This window comes from Nocardia bhagyanarayanae, from assembly GCF_006716565.1.
Classification (GTDB): domain Bacteria; phylum Actinomycetota; class Actinomycetes; order Mycobacteriales; family Mycobacteriaceae; genus Nocardia; species Nocardia bhagyanarayanae.
The window spans coordinates 2,569,564-2,585,428 of the sequence record NZ_VFPG01000001.1 but is presented as its reverse complement, the minus strand read 5'-3'; the positions used below and the strand labels follow the sequence as shown (position 1 = coordinate 2,585,428).

Annotated in this window: 14 protein-coding genes; 5 read left to right on the top strand and 9 right to left on the bottom strand. The window is 69.0% G+C overall.

Going from position 1 to position 15,865, the window contains the following annotated elements; translation table 11 throughout:
• Positions 1 to 86 precede the first annotated feature (86 nt).
• On the top strand, positions 87 to 1,118 hold the full coding sequence (locus FB390_RS10840; protein WP_141808841.1) for a PLP-dependent cysteine synthase family protein: 1,032 nt from the start codon (positions 87 to 89) through the stop codon (positions 1,116 to 1,118).
• Positions 1,115 to 2,518, top strand: coding sequence for an MATE family efflux transporter (locus tag FB390_RS10835; RefSeq protein ID WP_141808840.1), 1,404 nt, complete (start codon positions 1,115 to 1,117; stop codon positions 2,516 to 2,518). The genes FB390_RS10840 and FB390_RS10835 overlap by 4 nt, the downstream gene beginning before the upstream one ends.
• Positions 2,519 to 2,537: 19 nt before the next feature.
• Here the strand turns inward: FB390_RS10835 and FB390_RS10830 are convergent, their stop codons facing one another.
• The 3 genes from FB390_RS10830 to FB390_RS10820 all read right to left on the bottom strand — a co-directional run bounded on the left by FB390_RS10830 (position 2,538) and on the right by FB390_RS10820 (position 4,276).
• Entirely contained in the window at positions 2,538 to 3,113 is a 576-nt protein-coding gene (locus tag FB390_RS10830) for a TerD family protein (RefSeq protein ID WP_067784521.1), read from the bottom strand.
• A gap of 49 nt (positions 3,114 to 3,162) precedes the next feature.
• Positions 3,163 to 3,645 (bottom strand): pyridoxamine 5'-phosphate oxidase family protein, encoded by a 483-nt coding sequence (locus FB390_RS10825; protein ID WP_141808839.1) that lies wholly within the window; start codon positions 3,643 to 3,645, stop codon positions 3,163 to 3,165.
• Positions 3,646 to 3,820: 175 nt separating this feature from the next.
• On the bottom strand, positions 3,821 to 4,276 hold the full coding sequence (locus tag FB390_RS10820; protein WP_141808838.1) for a flavodoxin domain-containing protein: 456 nt from the start codon (positions 4,274 to 4,276) through the stop codon (positions 3,821 to 3,823).
• Between the two features lie 519 nt (positions 4,277 to 4,795).
• Here FB390_RS10820 and FB390_RS10815 point away from each other — a divergent pair.
• Positions 4,796 to 6,280: a stealth family protein gene (locus FB390_RS10815; protein WP_141808837.1), complete on the top strand. Its 1,485-nt coding sequence runs from the start codon at positions 4,796 to 4,798 to the stop codon at positions 6,278 to 6,280.
• Here FB390_RS10815 and FB390_RS10810 read toward each other — a convergent pair.
• Entirely contained in the window at positions 6,228 to 7,217 is a 990-nt protein-coding gene (locus FB390_RS10810; RefSeq protein ID WP_141808836.1) for a phosphodiesterase, read from the bottom strand. The two genes, FB390_RS10815 and FB390_RS10810, sit on opposite strands and share 53 nt — an antisense overlap.
• Before the next feature lie 168 nt (positions 7,218 to 7,385).
• Here FB390_RS10810 and FB390_RS10805 point away from each other — a divergent pair, with 168 nt between their 5' ends.
• Complete coding sequence (locus FB390_RS10805; protein WP_141808835.1) at positions 7,386 to 7,688, top strand: hypothetical protein; 303 nt, start codon at positions 7,386 to 7,388, stop codon at positions 7,686 to 7,688.
• A 326-nt stretch (positions 7,689 to 8,014) separates the two neighbouring features.
• On the opposite strand, the gene FB390_RS10800 is transcribed toward FB390_RS10805, so the two are convergent.
• The 3 genes from FB390_RS10800 to mfd all read right to left on the bottom strand — a co-directional run bounded on the left by FB390_RS10800 (position 8,015) and on the right by mfd (position 13,708).
• Complete coding sequence (locus FB390_RS10800) at positions 8,015 to 9,106, bottom strand: glycerol dehydrogenase (RefSeq protein ID WP_141808834.1); 1,092 nt, start codon at positions 9,104 to 9,106, stop codon at positions 8,015 to 8,017.
• Between the two features lie 250 nt (positions 9,107 to 9,356).
• Positions 9,357 to 10,094, bottom strand: coding sequence for a nucleoside triphosphate pyrophosphohydrolase (locus FB390_RS10795; RefSeq protein ID WP_141808833.1), 738 nt, complete (start codon positions 10,092 to 10,094; stop codon positions 9,357 to 9,359).
• Positions 10,091 to 13,708 (bottom strand): transcription-repair coupling factor, encoded by a 3,618-nt coding sequence (mfd, locus tag FB390_RS10790; RefSeq protein ID WP_141808832.1) that lies wholly within the window; start codon positions 13,706 to 13,708, stop codon positions 10,091 to 10,093. Before mfd ends, FB390_RS10795 begins: the two co-directional genes overlap by 4 nt.
• Positions 13,709 to 13,864: 156 nt before the next feature.
• On the opposite strand from mfd, the gene FB390_RS10785 reads away from it, so the two are divergent.
• On the top strand, positions 13,865 to 14,122 hold the full coding sequence (locus tag FB390_RS10785; protein WP_141808831.1) for a hypothetical protein: 258 nt from the start codon (positions 13,865 to 13,867) through the stop codon (positions 14,120 to 14,122).
• 85 nt (positions 14,123 to 14,207) lie between these two features.
• On the opposite strand, the gene FB390_RS10780 is transcribed toward FB390_RS10785, so the two are convergent.
• Positions 14,208 to 14,855 carry a TetR/AcrR family transcriptional regulator gene (locus FB390_RS10780; RefSeq protein WP_141808830.1) on the bottom strand — a complete coding sequence of 216 codons (648 nt, stop codon included), beginning with the start codon at positions 14,853 to 14,855 and terminating at the stop codon, positions 14,208 to 14,210.
• Between the two features lie 181 nt (positions 14,856 to 15,036).
• Positions 15,037 to 15,651 (bottom strand): TetR/AcrR family transcriptional regulator, encoded by a 615-nt coding sequence (locus tag FB390_RS10775; RefSeq protein ID WP_141808829.1) that lies wholly within the window; start codon positions 15,649 to 15,651, stop codon positions 15,037 to 15,039.
• Positions 15,652 to 15,865 lie beyond the last annotated feature (214 nt).

Below are 15,865 nucleotides of genomic sequence, written 5' to 3'. Positions count from 1 at the left end.
AGAACCACAACTCACCATCGCCCCGCGAACCCGCAGCGCGGGCAGGCGACCACCGCAACCGGATCGCCCCTGGATAGGAGACTTTCATGCCTGTCGTCACGCGCGTGACGGACCTGATCGGTCGCACTCCGCTCTTCGAGCTGGCCACCACCGCGACCGGCACCCGGCTGCTGCTCAAGCTCGAACAGTTCAACCCGACGGGCGCGGCCAAGATCAGGATGGCCCGCGAGATGGTGCTCGACGCCGAGCGGCGCGGTTTGCTGCCGAGTGGCGGGCATATCATCGAATCCACGTCCGGCAACACCGGGCTCGGCTTGGCGGTGGTTGCTGCCGAACGCGGGTACCGCTTCACCGCCGTGGTCGACCACCACGCATGTAAGGACAAGTTGCGCGCGATGCGAGCGATGGGTGCGGAGCTGGTGTACGTCGCCGACGAGGGCGACGACAACCTGGCCACTTCGGCGCGGGAGGACCTCGCCGAGGCGATGGCCGCCGCCCAGGACGACGCCTACTTCACCGAACAGCACAACAACGACGCCAACGCGGTCGGCTACTACGCCGTCGCCGAGGAGTTGCTCGAGGACGTGGAGCGGGTCGACATCCTGCTCTCGGCGGTCGGCACCGGCGGTTCGCTGTTCGGCACCGCGACACGGCTGCGCCAGCTCGGCTGCCCGCCGTACGTGATCGGGGTGGAACCGGTCGGCTCCATAGCCTTCGGCGGGCCCGGCGGTCCGTACTGGCAATCCGGTACGGGCACGCCGCCCGGCGCCACCATCGGCACCGCGGTCGACTACTCGTTGCTCGACGAGGGGGTGAAGGTGTCCGATGTGGCGGCCTTCGCCACCGCCCGCGCCGTCGCCAAGAAGCTCGGGCTGATGCTGGGCGGCTCGGCGGGCGGGTCGGTGTACGCGGGGCTGACCAGGCTCGAGGAATTCCCCGCCGGCTCGACGGTGGTCACCATCGTCTGCGACGGCGGCGAGAAGTACCTGGACACCGTCTTCGACGACGACTGGATGAACGACCGCGATCTGCTCGACGCCGACTCCGAGCGCGAGGTGCTCGGTCTGCTCGATCGCTACTCCCCCGCCCGCCGAAAGCAGCTGGTGGAGGCGCGGTGAACCTGGGTGAGTTCCGCGCCGACGGCCGTCGGCTCGCCGCGCTGGCGACGCCGATCGCACTGACCCAGCTCGCCCAGATCGCGGTCTCCACGACCAACATCGCGCTGATGGGCACCCTCGGGGTGCGCCAGGTGGCGGCGGGCGGCCTGGCGATCGTGCTGTTCAACCAGATCCGGACGATGTGCGTCGGATTGATCACCGGCACCGGCAACCAGATCGCGTCGGCGGTCAGCGCGGCGGACAAGCGCGGCGATTCCGCCGACCGCGAGGTGCGCGAGGTGGTCCGGTCGAGTTTCCTCATCGCGACGGTGGCCGGTCTCCTCGGCGGCGCCGTGCTCATCGGACTCGGCTGGTCCTTGCAGTGGCTCGGCCAGGACGCCGGGGTGCTCGCCGACGCGCGCCCGCTCATGGTCGCGCTGGCTCCCGGACTGCTGCCCTGCCTCTGGTTCCAAGTGCTTCGGCAGTACACGGTCGGCATGCAGCGTCCGCAGGCCCTGCTGCTGGTGACGCTGGGTTCGGTCGCGCTGAATCTGGGTCTCGCCCTCACCTTCATCCACGGCTGGGCCGGGCTGCCCGCGCTCGGCCTGACCGGCATCGGCGTGGCCACCTCGCTGGTCTTCCTGATCACCTTCGGCGTGTTCTGGGCGATGGTGCACCACGATCCCCGACTCGGTCCCACCCTGTCGATCCGGCCGTGGCCCGTGCACCGTTCGACCGTCGTCTCGGAGCTGAAGCTCGGCACCCCCATCGCGCTCACCTACGGGTCGGAAGCGGGCATGTTCTCGGTCCTCGCCCTCGTGATGGGCAGCATCGGACCGGCCGCGCTCGCCGCGCACAACGTCGTCTACCAGATCATCTACATCGTGTTCCAGGTGGCGATCGGGCTATCGCACGGCGCGTCCATCCTGGTCAGTCACGCGGCGGCGCGCGACGAATACCAGCACGCCAAGGCGCTGGCCTGGCTCGCGCTGCGCTACGCGGGCATCGTCGCCGCGATCACCGGCGCGGTGTACGTGCTCGCGCCGAACGCGGTGCTGCGGCCGTTCCTGGAGCCCGGCGACACCGCGACGATCGAGATCGCGCGCACCCTGCTGCTGATCGGCATCGTGTTGCAGTTCTTCGACGCCGCGCAGAACATCGGCACCGGCTTGCTGCGCGGGTTGAAGGAGACCAACGCGGGCTTCCGGCTGTCGCTGATCGGCTACTGGATGGTCGGCCTGCCCACGGCGCTGCTGCTGGCCTACCCATTGCACCTCGGCGCCGCGGGCGTCTGGTGGGGGCTCACCGCGGGGTTGGCCACCACCGCCGTCCTCATGGTGCGGCGCTATTTCGGTTTGCTCGACGACATGGCGCACGCGTACCCGCGGCGCCTGCCGGAAACGCTGTCGAGCCCCGGCTGAACTCGCCGGGGCCGACCGCTCAGATGTTGACGCCGTAATCGCGGGCGATGCCCGCGAGACCGGACGCGTAGCCCTGGCCGATGGCCCGGAACTTCCACTCGCCGCTGTGCCGGTACAGCTCGCCGAACACCATGGCGGTCTCGGTCGACGCGTCCTCGGTGAGGTCGTAGCGGGCCAGTTCGGCGCCGGTGGTGGCGTCGACGACGCGGATGAAGGCGTTGCGGATCTGACCGAACGACTGCCCGCGCGCGTCGGCGTCGTGGATGGACACCGGGAAGAAGATGTTGGTGATCGTCGGCGGCGTCGCCGCGAGGTCGACGTTGATCACCTCGTCGTCACCCTCGCCCTCACCGGTGAGATTGTCGCCGGTGTGCTCGATGGTGCCCTCGGGCGAACGCAGGTTGTTGTAGAACACGAAGTGCTGATCGGAGAGCACCTTCAGGTTCGGGCCGGTGGCCAGTGCGCTCGCGTCGAGGTCGTAATCCGCACCGGTCGTGGTGCGCACGTCCCAGCCGAGTCCCACCGCGACCTTGGTCAGGTTCGGCGCCTGCTTGGACAGCGAAACGTTTCCGCCCTTGGCGAGTGTGACGCTCATGATCCCTTCCCGTACGGCGCGCGGGCGCCGCCTTTCTCGTTGTACCGGTTCAGTTCTGGTCGTCGGACCAGCCGCGCAGCGTGGCGACGCGGCCCTGCAACGCGTGCAATTCGCTCGCGTCGAGCACGGTGCGCTGGATGCCCTTGTCCACCGCGAAGGCGGACTGGCGGTGATCGTCGATCACGGCGACATCGATCTGCACCGCGACGTAATCCTCGGCGTCGGGCATCTGTTCGGCGATCACCTTGGCCGTACCGCGCGCGCACAGCGCGACATTGCCGCCGCCGAGGATCAGCAACGCGACCTCGGGCCGTTCCCGTAGCCGGGCCAGCGAACCGCGGTCGAACTTCAGGCTGATCAGAATGCGCCGATCACCGGCGCGCACCGGCCAGGACACCGGAATCGCATGCGGCGCCGGGTCGGTGGTGACCAGCACGGCGATCGTTTCCTGCGGCCATTCCGGCAGCACGTCCAGTTCGGGATGATCGGTCGAGTGGTCTTGTCGTTGCGCAGGGCTCGCTCCGGCTGCCATCTTCGTCACCTCATGGATCGTCGCGCGCGACGGGCTGTGCCGCGCTGCTAGCAGTCTAAGGTGCTGAGACACTTGCGCGCTGGCGCTGGGCCTTTTGTCCGGTGGCGCAGGGCTTTTGCCGCGCCGCACACCGCCCGCGGCCTTCCCCGGTCGGGGCGGCGAGTCGCAGGAACGTTCAGGCCGAAGCGAATTCGGGAACGGGCAGCGCCCGCGCCCACTCGCGGGCCATGTCGCGCACGCGCACCTCGGTGGACGCGTCGTGGCGGGCGTGCTCGCCGACCTGGATCGCGCCGCGGGCGGTCAGCTTCTCGGCCGCGATCTCACCGCCGCGGTTGAACGTGTCGCCGTAGACGGAGTCGCCGAGGCCGAACACCGCGAAGCGCAACCCGGTCAGGTCGGGCGTGCGCGCGTCGAGGGCGTCGAAGAACGGCTCCGCGCCGGTGGGCAGATCGCCGTCGCCGTAGGTCGAGCACACCACGATGTGGAAGTCGGCGACGTCCAGATCGTCGACGTCGAAGTCGGTCATGTCGTAGACCGAGACATCGTGCGCGCCCGCCAGCTCGTCCGCGACACACTCGGCCGCGGTTTCGGAAGTGCCCATCTCCGACCCGAACAGAATGACTACGCGCACCGCGCCCGCTCCTTCCCGTCGCCGTCCCGGCTTCCCGCCGGAGGTCCTATACTTTGGCGAGGCTACCCTAATTCGCGGGAGTGTGGACGCCGTCGACGCCCAGTCCGGTATCCATGCTGGTTTTCGATTGACGGACCGCCGTTACGGATGCATCATTCAGTAGCAACCTCCAGTTCAGCGGGGGTTCTCCTACAGCCGGCCGATGACTGTCCGGCCTTGCGTGTTGCTCCGGCCGCGCTCGGTCCCCGTCGCCCCGCGAGCCCGGTCAACACCTCCCCAACCATACGAACGCTTCCCGCGTCCGGCCGTGAGTGAGGTGAGAACGATGGTGTACCGATCGTCAGGACTTCCGCGGATCACCGCGTTCCTGCACTACGGCAGCGCTCCGCATTTCTGACTGCGCACCGCACCGGGCACGTCCTGCGACGTATCGGCGTCGCGGGGACCTCGCTCGGCTCCCGGTGCGGTGCGGATGGAGGTACGGGCGCATAGTCGGAAACGGCCCATAGGGAGGCGAACATGGACAGGGCAGTGAATCCACCAGGGGGCTGGGACTCGGGCACGGCTCGGGTGGGATACGACACCGTCGCGATCGCGGCGGGCAATCTGGCGGTCTCGGAGACGGCGATCGCGGATCTCGGCTACCTGCGCGGCCAGCTCGCCGCGGCGGAGGTGCCGTTTCTACTGATCCGGAACAGCGGGCACCGGCTGATCCTGGCCGCCGACGCCGCGCACCGCGGGATGGTGCGCCGCGTGACGGATGCCGCGCGCGCGGCGGGCTTCGCCGTCGCGGAGATCGGTCACCAGGTCTTCCGGCTCGGCCGCGACGCCGATCCGGCGCATCACGTCGAGCTGGAGCTGTGGGAGTACCACGGCGACACCGTCGAATGCCCGCGACCCAACGCGTTGACCCGCAACATCTTCGATCTGGCCGACGTGGAATTCACCCAGGTCCGGCTGTTCGACCGGACGTGGCCGACCCTGGCCGACATGTTCGCGCCGCAGGCCACCGATGTCGCCTTCGACATCGACATCGTCTTCTCCTGGGTGGACGGCTCGGACCCGGAATTCCGCGCCCGGCGCGCGGGCCTGATGACGCAGGTCGTCGTCGGTGAGGGCGACGACGCGGACGCCAGGATCCGCCAGATCGACGAGCTGAAGTACGCCATGCGCTCGGTGCACAAGAACGCGCCGTGGATCCGCCGCATCTTCGTCGCCACCGATTCGGCGATCCCCGACTGGCTGAGCGAGCACCCGAAGGTCACCATCGTGCCCGCGATCGACCACTTCAGCGACCCCGCGGCGCTGCCGACCTTCAACTCGCACGCGGTGGAATGCCAGTTGCAGCACATCGAGGGGCTCAGCGAGCACTTCCTGTACTCCAACGACGACATGTTCTTCGCCAGGCCGGTGCGTCCCGAGATGTTCTTCACGCCGGGCGGCGTCAGCCGGTTCATCGAAGCGGACACTCGCATCGGGCCGGGTCGGAACAACGAGCGGCGCAGCGGATTCGAGAACGCGGCGCGGGTGAACCGCGCACTGCTCGCCGATCGCTTCGGGCACGTCATCACCCGGCACCTCGAGCACACCCCCGCCCCGTTGCGGCGCAGCGTGTTGCTGGAGATGGAGGCGGAGTTCGGCGCCGACTTCGCCCGCACCATGGCGAGCCGATTCCGTTCGGCCACCGATATTTCCGTCACCAACTCGCTGTACCACTACTACGCGCTGCTGACCGGTCGGGCGGTGCCGCAGGAGGCGGCGCGCGTGCGCTACGTCGACACCACGAGCCGCGACGGCCTCGCGCTGCTCGACCACTTGGCCGTCGTGCGGGACGTCGATTTCTTCTGCCTCAACGACGGCAGCTTCCCCGAGGTGCCGGAATCCGAAAGGGTCCAGCGCGTTTCGGAATTCCTCGCGGACTGGTTCCCGGAACCGGCGCCGTGGGAACGGCTCAGTGCACCGCCTCGCCGTCCGCTTCCTGAGTCGGCTCCCGGCGCCGCATGACGTGCGGGATGCGGCCCGCGGGGGGAATCGCGATCCCAGCCTCGGCGAGTTTCGCCGCCGCCTCCTCGGGGGTGGCGGGCTCGCCGACGGTCGCGCCCACGTCGATCGGGACCACCGAATGCACGACCGTGTCCGGGTAGACGTGCACGAAGTTGAAGGCCTGGGCGCCGTCGCGGCCGCGCAGTCCGCCCGTCGCCGCGGCCAGATCCTGGGTATAGCAGGTGGACGAGGCTACCGAGACCGGGATGCCCGCGAACGTCGCGTAGGTGGAGAAATGCACGTGACCGGCGAGGATGGCGCGCACGTCGGTGCCGTCCAGCACGTCGGCGAGCCTGCGTTGGTCGCGCAGCTCCACCGTGACGGCCAGGTCGACCACGCATGGCACCGGCGGGTGGTGCATGGCCAGGATGGTGCCGAACGGCGCGGGCTCGGCGAGCACGTCGCGCAGCCAGTCCAGCTGTTCGTCGGAGATCTCGCCGTGGTGGTGGCCGGGCACCGAGGTGTCCAGCGCGATGATGCGCAGACCGTCGATCATGTGCACGCGGTCGAACGGCTTGGTCGACGGCGCCTCGTCGAGCAGCGTGTGACGCAGCACACCGCGATCGTCGTGATTTCCCATCACCCAGACCACCGGCGCGCCGATGTGGCGTGCGAAAGGCTCGACCAGCGCGCGCAGCTTCGCGTACGCGCCCGGTTCGCCGCGGTCGGCGAGATCGCCGGTGAACACCAGTGCCGTCGGGCGGATGCGGCTGGCCGCTGCCTGACCGAGCAGCCTGCGTAAACGCTGCTCGGCATCGACATCCCCGTACAGCTCGCCGTCACCGGCGATGAGATGGGTGTCACTGAAGTGAAACAACACGTGATCCGGTCGCGGGTGCTCCGCGACTCTGCTTATGCGCACCGGACCGAACGTCCCTCCCGGCGGATGGCCCGCCATCGGCTTCGGGTTCCAGCCAGGATAGCGAACCCCTACCAACGGCTTTCCCGCCAAGGTGTGACGACAAGCTTGCGGGAAGGTGAGGTTTCGGTGTACGAGCCAAGCGTCGGGATACGCTGCGGGCGACCCGAGAATGCCGGTGCGCGCCGGTGTTCGGAGGGGGTTCCGATGGGCAGGCGGGCGTTCGTGATCGGCGCTGCGATCGTGGGGGTGGTGAGCGGTTGCGCGGGGTGCGCGAGTCCGCGCGAATATGGCACTGACGACGCGATCTGGGCGTCGACGACGACCGCGAAGGCGGCGGGTGCGCAGTCCACATCGAGGGTGTCGGACGACCCGCGGCGGTGCCGAAGCGCCGAGCTCTCACTGCGCTCGGTGGCGGTGCCACAGGACGGCGGCGGGACCGTCCGCGCGTACGTGGTGCTGATCAACGCATCCCGGCGCATCTGCGCGGTGTTCGGCCATCCCGGGTGAATTTTGTGAACAATCACACACTCTTTGGGCGCGGGTCGAACCGGTGCCGCAGAGCGTGTCGACGCCCCGCGCGGTGCAGACGCTCGACCCGGCGAATCGACGGCGGCGGAGTTCGTTTTTCGCGGGAAACCGGGTAGGACCTGCGCCGATACGAGCGCCATCCGGGTCGTGCCGCCGGACGAGACCGTGGCGTCGACCACTCCGCTCAACGATCCGCACACCGGGCCCGTCGAGAGGTTTCGCGTGGCTCGGGACGCCCCACCAAGCCCGTTCGGACCAGCGGCCGCCAAGCGCTTTCGAATCGTCAGCCGGCGAGTGCCGCCGAATCAACGCCCGCCGAGGGCGTCGGCGGCGCGTATAGCGTCGAGCACCATCGCGGCGTCCACCGTGAACGGTTCGTTGTGGATCGTCTCGCCCGGGGCGGTGGCGCGAGTCGCTATGGCGGACAAGGTTTCCCGGCCCGCGTCGGCGAGGCCGAGGTCGGCGAGGGAGGTGGGCAGGCCGACGTGGTCGCAGAAATCCAGGACGGTGTCGATCTCGTCGGCGGGCGCGCCCTCGAGCACCAGTTGGGTGAGCACGCCGAAGGCGACCTTCTCGCCGTGCAGGAACGGGTGGGTCTGCGGTGCGGCGGTGAGACCGTTGTGCACCGCGTGCGCGGCCGCGAGACCGGAGGATTCGAAGCCGAGGCCGGAGAGCAAGGTGTTGGCCTCGACGATGCGTTCCAGTGCCGGGGTGACGGTCCCGGTGTGCACGGCGGCCAGCGCCTGCGGTCCGTCGGAGAGCAAAGTGCGGTAACACAATTCGGCGAGCGCACCGGCGCTACGGGTGGACGCGCCGCCGCGCATGTTGCGCACGTGTCCGGCGAGACAGGTGCGCGCCTCGAACCAGGTGGCGAGCGCGTCGCCCATACCCGCGACGAGCAGCCGCGCGGGAGCCTGCGCGATCGCCGAGGTATCCACCAGCACCAGTGCGGGATTGCGGCGCACCAGCTGATACGCCTCGAATTCGCCCGCGTCCGTGTAGATCACCGACAGCGCGCTGCACGGCGCGTCGCTCGACGCGGTGGTCGGGCAGCTGATCATCGGCAGACCGAGATCGTCGGCCACCGCCCGCGCCGAATCGATCACCTTCCCGCCGCCGGCGCCGAGCACCGCCGCACTGCCGCCTGCCCGCACCGCGTCGGTGATCCGCCCGATCTCCGCCCTGCTGCACTCCCCTCCGGAGGCACGCACCGAATACTCGATCTTCGCCTCCCCCAACGACCGCTCCCACGTCGCGGAAAGCAACCGCCGCGCACTGCTCCCCGCCACGATCAACACCGGCCCCTCGATCCCCAACCGGCGCAACTCCTCCCCCAGCGCCGCCGTGGCGTCACGCCCCTGCACATAGTGCCCGGGCGACGAGAACACACTCAGCATCCGACACCTCCCGCTCGAGGGGCACCGGCGCACCCCAACCAGCCGCCAACGACCCGCCCAACGCTACGCGCCGACTCCTCACCCCACCGCGAATTCAGCCGCGCGGCGCTCCCTCGGGCGGACAGCCCCATCCCCGACGACAGCGATTCATCCCGCGCGGCGCCTTCTCGGCGGCCTGGCGCTCGATCGATGGTCCAGGCGACAACATCCGGGGGCGTCTCGAGGGAGCCCGGCTTCGGCGAACGAGTGCTCAGCGCGGCCAGAAGTGGCGCCAGTCGGCGGGGGTGAGAGGGTCGCGGGTACCCCGGGCGGATTTGGCGGCGTCTTCCGCGGCGCGGATGGTGGCGGCGAAGGCGAGGGTGGCTTTGCGGAGGCGTTCCTCGGCGCTGTCGGGACCGCCGAGGTGGACGACGCGCAGGTCGGCGGGGATCAGGTCGTCGGGGAGGCCCGCGCGGGTGCTGCGGGAGATGATCTTCTCGGCGAGGGCGAGGGCGGGCTGGGCCATGGCGATGCCGTCGAGGCAGGAGCGGCGGGATTTCTCGGCGGACTTGCGTTCCTCCCAGGCGCGTTCCTGGGCGGCGATCTTCTCCTCGACGGTGGCGTCGGGCGCGATGCCGGAATCGATCAGATGCGGGCTGCGGTTGACGAGCTTGGCGACCAGGGCCGCCGCGACGTCGTCGACGGTGAATTCGCCTGCGGCCTCGGCGATCCGGGAGTGGAAGAGCACCTGGAGCAGCAGATCGCCGAGTTCCTCTTTGATCGTGTCGGCGTCGTCGTGCTGGATGGCGTCGAGCAGTTCGTAGGTCTCCTCCAGCAGGTAGGGACGCAGCGAGTCGTGGGTCTGGGTGACCTCCCAGCCGCCGAAGTTCCACAGCCGGTCCATGACCTCGACGGCGCCCGTCAAACCGGCGGCCACCAGCGCGACGTCGGCGCCGGACCGCGCACTCCGCGACGACGCGCGGTCCTCGCCACCCTCCGGAGTACTCATCGAGTCGCCGTCGCCTCGGTGTCCACCGTGAGATCCACTGCGCCCTGGGCCTTTCCGTCCAGCGCGAGCAACAGATCGGCGACGAACTGCAACAACCGCACGTCGCGGACTCGCTCCGCGCCGACACTGTCCTCGACCCTCGGCAGCGGCAGCTGCACGACACCGCTCGCCGCCTTGTAGCCCGCGCTCGGATAGAGCCGCTTCAACCGCAACTGCTTCGAGTCGGGCAGGTTCAGCAACGGCGAGACCTTCAAAGTCGTTCCGGTGACGGCGATCTCGGTCACGCCGTATTCCCGCGCGACCAGACGCAGCTTCGCCACCGACACCAGACGGCCCACCTCGACAGGCAGCGGGCCGTAGCGGTCGACGAGCTCCTCCACCACCGCGGCGAGACCCGGATCGTCTTGGGCGGCGGCCAGTTTGCGGTACGCCTCCAGGCGCAGCCGATCGCTGGCGATGTAATCGGGCGGGATGTGCGCGTCGACGGGAAGGTCGATGCGCACCTCCTTGACCTCTTCGGTGGTGATCGGCTTGCCGTCCGCGGCGGCGCGATACGCCTCCACCGCCTCGCCGACCAGGCGCACGTACAGGTCGAAACCGACGCCCGCGACGTGACCCGACTGTTCGGCGCCGAGCACGTTGCCCGCGCCACGGATCTCCAGGTCCTTCATGGCCACCGCCATGCCCGCGCCGAGATCGGAGTTCTGCGCGATGGTGGCCAGCCGGTCGTAGGCGGTCTCGGTGAGCGGCTTCTCCGGCGGATACAGGAAGTAGGCGTAGCCGCGCTCCCGGCTGCGCCCGACGCGACCGCGCAGCTGGTGCAGCTGCGAAAGACCAAGGGCGTCGGCGCGTTCCACGATCAGGGTGTTGGCGTTGGAGATGTCCAGGCCGGTCTCGATGATGGTGGTGCAGACCAGCACGTCGAACTCGCGCTGCCAGAAGCCCTGGACGGTCTGCTCGAGCATGTCCTCGTTCATCTGACCGTGCGCGACCACCACCCGTGCCTCCGGCACCAGATCGCGAATCCGCTTGGCCGCCTTGTCGATCGAGGACACCCGGTTGTGCACGTAGAAGACCTGGCCGTCGCGCAGCAGCTCGCGGCGGATGGCGGCGGTGACCTGCTTGTCGTTGTAGCCGCCCACGTAGGTGAGCACCGGGTGCCGCTCCTCGGGCGGGGTGAGGATGGTCGACATCTCGCGGATGCCCGCCAGGCTCATCTCCAGGGTGCGCGGGATCGGGGTCGCCGACATGGTCAGCACGTCGACGTGCGTGCGCAGCGCCTTGATGTGCTCCTTGTGTTCGACGCCGAAGCGCTGCTCCTCGTCGACGATCACCAGCCCGAGGTCCTTCCACCGCACACCCGTCTGGAGCAGGCGGTGAGTGCCGACCACGATGTCGACGGCGCCGTCGGCCATGCCCTCGAGCACCGCCCGCGACTCGGCGGGATCGGTGAACCGGGACAGGCCCTTCACGGTGACCGGGAATCCGGCGACGCGCTCGGTGAACGTCTGGAGGTGCTGCTGGGCGAGCAGCGTCGTCGGCACCAGCACGACCACCTGCTTGCCGTCCTGCACCGCCTTGAACGCCGCGCGCACCGCGATCTCGGTCTTGCCGTAGCCGACGTCGCCGCACACCACGCGGTCCATCGGGACCGGCTTCTCCATGTCCGACTTGACCTCGGCGATGGCGGTCATCTGGTCGACGGTCTCGGTGAACGCGAACGCGTCCTCCATCTCCTGCTGCCACGGCGTATCCGCGCCGAACGCGTGCCCCGGCGCCGCCTGCCGCGCGGCGTATAGCTGCACCAGCTCGCCCGCGATCTCGCGAACGGCCTTGCGCGCCTTGCGTTTCGTGTTCGCCCAGTCGGAGCCACCCAGCTTGGACAGGCTCGGCATCTCGCCGCCGACGTAGCGGGACAGCTGATCCAGCGACTCCATCGGCACGAACAACCGGTCGCCGGGCTGGCCGCGCTTGCTCGGCGCGTACTCGATGACCAGGTACTCCCGGCGCGCGCCGCCGACGGTGCGCTCGATCATCTCCACGAACCGGCCGATGCCGTGCTGGTCGTGCACCACCATGTCGCCCGCGTTGAGGGCGAGCGGGTCCACCTGGTTGCGCCGCTTGGCGGGCAACCGCTTGCCCTCGGCGGGCGCGGTGACGCGGTTGCCGGTCAGATCGGACTCGGCGACCACGACCAGCCCGGCGTCGTCGAACACCAGACCGTCGTGCAGGGAGCCGCACAGCACGCCGACCACGCCCGGGTTGGGTTCCGCGCCCGCGTCCAGCGCCGCAGCGGGCACCTCCGCGTCGGCCAGTCGTTCCAATACGCGCTGCGCGGTGCCGTGACCGGCCACGACCACAACCGCGCGACCACCGGTCGCCACGTGCGCGCGCAGCGAGGCGAAGATCGTCGCCACCAGCTCGTCGGAGCCGCGCGCCGCGGGACCGGCCAGCACCGGAAGCACGACCTCGGCCGGATCGCCCGACTCCAGTGGGCTCAGGCTCCACCACGGCAGCCCGTGCCGGTCGGCGCTCTCGTGGATCACCGGCAGCGCGCGGTACGAGGAGGCCGCCAGATCGAGGCCGTTCCCGCCCAGCGGCGCGGCGCCGCCGAACGAGGCCGCCGTCCAGGACGCCTCCAGGAACTCCTCGCCGGTGCGCACCAGGTCGGCGGCGCGGGTGCGGATCTTCTCCGGATCGCACAGCAGCACGTGCGTGCCCTCGGCCAGCTGCTCGGTCAGCAGCCGCAGCTCACCGGGCTGCAACACCGGAAGCAGCGCCTCCATGCCGTCCACCGGAATGCCCTCGGCCAGCTTCTCCAGCATTTCCACCAGCGCCGCGTCGGCCGCGTTCGCCTCGGCGACCTGCGCCGCCCGCGCCCGCACCTCGGGGGTGAGCAGCAGCTCGCGACAGGGCGGCGCGACGACGACGTCCACCTCGAGATCACCGATCGACCGCTGATCGGCGACCGCGAACGGCCGCAGCTCGGTCACCTCGTCGCCCCAGAACTCGACGCGCACCGGATGGTCGGCGGTCGGCGGGAACAGATCGAGGATGCCGCCGCGCACCGCGAACTCGCCGCGCTTGCCCACCATGTCCACCCGGGTATAGGCGAATTCCACCAGGCGAACGAGCAATTCGTCGAAATCGAACTCCGCGCCGACCCGCAACACGATCGGCTCGATGTCGCCGAGACCGGCCGCCATCGGCTGCATCAGCGAGCGCACGGTCGTCACCACCACGCGCAGCGGCTCGGGGAACACCGGATCTTCGGGATGCGCGAGCCTGCGCAATACCTCCAGCCTGCGCCCGACCGTGTCGGCGCCCGGCGACAGCCGCTCGTGCGGCAGCGTCTCCCAGGAGGGGAACTGCGCGACCGTCTCGCCCAGCATCTCCTGCAGCTCGACGGTCAGATCGTCGGCTTCGCGGCCCGTCGCGGTCACCACGACCAGCGGGCGCTTGGCCGCCACCGTCGCCGCGACGAACGGCCGCACCGCCGACGGCGCCACCATCTCGACCGACGACTTCCCGATCAGCTCGGCGACCGTGCGCAGCGCGGCATCCGCCCCGGCCGCCGCGACCAGTCCTGCCAGTGGTGGACGGTGGGTGGACATCGACAACTCCTGAGCTCAGGCGGGCGTTTCGAGCGGCGAATCGAGTCTATTGGCGCGCCGACACGCACAAGTTCGCGGGGTTACGTTCACCCCGACGCGCGCTGGGAACCACGAGGACTGCCGGAGTCGGGCTGCGGCTGCAACACGCCGGCCGCGTTGATCGCCGTTGCCATCACCGGACAGACCATTACCTACAAGGGATTGTCCGAGGCGATCGGTCGGCTCTATCCCTACCGGAAGCTCGGCGGTCTACTCGACGTGCTGTCGCTGGACTGCGAGAACCGTGGCGAACGATCACTCGCCGCGCTCGTCGTGCGGGCCGGCACCACATCGCCCGGTGCGGGATTCGTGCACAACGCCGACGAGCCGATCGAGGTGTACCAGATCCGGTTACAGCACGATTGGCAGCGCTGATCCCGCTACGTCTACCGATACACGTTGGCACACATGATCATTGGGCACCGACGCGTCTAAAGCGTTGCGCGCCGGTACTTCCGGATCACGGCACGTAGCGACGCAGGCGGCGGGCGGCGAATTCGCGGAAGTACGAGAGCTTTTCCGTCGGCACGATGGACGGAAGCAGGAAGTACCAGGCACGTTCCATGCGGGTGGCCATCTGGTCCATCGACTCGGTCCCGACCGCGACGATGTGCACGCCGGCGGTGACCTCTTGCAGCAGCAGGCCGACGATCTCGGGATCCAGGTCGGCTTCCAGATCGCCTTGGGCGATGGCACGTTCGGCCAGGAGGCGATAGGTATCGCCCCAGGTCTTGGCGATGTTGTCGCCCTGGGCGCCGCGGTAGTCGCCGATCTGGTGGGTGAGCTTGAGCATGGCGCCGACCATCGGGTCGTTCATCGATAGGTCCGCCACCACGTAGGTGATGCCGATGCACGCCTCCAGCGCGGGCACGCGCGGATCGAAGAAGCCCTGGCACGAGCTGATCAGTCGCTCGTTGCCCTGATCGACGACGGCGCGCGCCAGTTCTTCCTTCGAGCCGAAGTGAAAGTACAAGGCGCCCTTGGTCACGTTGGACTGCGCGATGATCTCGCTCAGGCTCGCGTTCGCATATCCCAAGCGCAGAAAGACATCGGCAGCGCCCGCAAGGACGGAATCGCGGGTGATCTCCGCGCGCGCTTGCCTAGCCATCAGATCCGCCTGTCATCCCTAAAACCAGCCATCCTGAAGTAGACCGACATCCCGAAGTAAGACCGACATACCGCCCGAACAGCACCCAGAGGATGGGTGAACCGTACCACCAGGTGGGCGCACGACAGTCAATTCGAGCATTCGGCCGAGCCTCCATCGCAATTCGCTGGTTAACAACCGGTCAATCCGACGTGCTCGCGCGCCATTCCGAAACCAGCCGCGGATCGGCCTCCAGGTGGCTCAGACCGTTCCAGCAGAGATTCACCAGATGCGCTGCCACAACCTCTTTGGGTGGTTCCCGCACGTCCAGCCACCACGTCGCGGCCGTGGAGACCATACCCACCAAACCCTGCGCGTAGAGCGTCGCCAGGCTGGTGTCGAAATCACGCCGCTCGAAATCACCGGCCAGGATGTGCGCGACCTGGTTGACCGCCTCGTTGAGCAGGCTGGAGTAGCGGCCGTCGTCGGTGGTCGCGACCTGGTCGCGAACCAGGATCCGGAACCCGTCGGTGCGCTCCTCGATATAGGTGAGCAGCGCCAGCGCGACCTGCTCGAGCCGCACCCGCGAACGGTTCTGCGTGAGCGAGGACGTGATCATGTCCAGCAGCATCGACATCTCGCGGTCGACGACCACCGCGTAGAGGCCCTCTTTGCCGCCGAAGTGTTCGTACACCACGGGTTTGGAGACCTGGGCGCGCTGCGCGATCTCCTCGATCGAGGTCGCGTCGTACCCGCGTTCCGCGAACAGCGCCCGGCCGATCTCGATCAACTGCTGGCGCCGTTGGGTTCCCGTCATCCGCGGACGAGACACGCTGTTCCGCCTCTCCGTGTCATGTCGCCGGTCGTGAGCGCCTCGCCGGTTCCGCGCCGGACCACCGAGCGGGCCGTGCTCGGTTCCGGGCGTTCCGGGCGAGTTGTCCATGTTCTTGCGAAATCAGTCGTTGCGTCGGGCGTCCGGCAGGTACCTGGCCCTCGGGCAGAACCTTACCGTCAAACGACAACTGTTCCAG

What these genes read in the sequence shown, in the direction of transcription:
- FB390_RS10840 (WP_141808841.1), top strand. Translation starts at nt 87, where the DNA reads ATGCCTGTCGTCACGCGCGTGACGGACCTGATCGGTCGCACTCCGCTC.
- FB390_RS10830 (WP_067784521.1), bottom strand. Translation starts at nt 3,113, where the DNA reads ATGAGCGTCACACTCGCCAAGGGCGGAAACGTTTCGCTGTCCAAGCAG.
- FB390_RS10825 (WP_141808839.1), bottom strand. Translation starts at nt 3,645, where the DNA reads ATGGCAGCCGGAGCGAGCCCTGCGCAACGACAAGACCACTCGACCGAT.
- FB390_RS10815 (WP_141808837.1), top strand. Translation starts at nt 4,796, where the DNA reads ATGGACAGGGCAGTGAATCCACCAGGGGGCTGGGACTCGGGCACGGCT.
- FB390_RS10810 (WP_141808836.1), bottom strand. Translation starts at nt 7,217, where the DNA reads ATGGCGGGCCATCCGCCGGGAGGGACGTTCGGTCCGGTGCGCATAAGC.
- FB390_RS10805 (WP_141808835.1), top strand. Translation starts at nt 7,386, where the DNA reads ATGGGCAGGCGGGCGTTCGTGATCGGCGCTGCGATCGTGGGGGTGGTG.
- FB390_RS10800 (WP_141808834.1), bottom strand. Translation starts at nt 9,106, where the DNA reads ATGCTGAGTGTGTTCTCGTCGCCCGGGCACTATGTGCAGGGGCGTGAC.
- FB390_RS10795 (WP_141808833.1), bottom strand. Translation starts at nt 10,094, where the DNA reads ATGAGTACTCCGGAGGGTGGCGAGGACCGCGCGTCGTCGCGGAGTGCG.
- mfd (WP_141808832.1), bottom strand. Translation starts at nt 13,708, where the DNA reads ATGTCCACCCACCGTCCACCACTGGCAGGACTGGTCGCGGCGGCCGGG.
- FB390_RS10780 (WP_141808830.1), bottom strand. Translation starts at nt 14,855, where the DNA reads ATGGCTAGGCAAGCGCGCGCGGAGATCACCCGCGATTCCGTCCTTGCG.
- FB390_RS10775 (WP_141808829.1), bottom strand. Translation starts at nt 15,651, where the DNA reads ATGACGGGAACCCAACGGCGCCAGCAGTTGATCGAGATCGGCCGGGCG.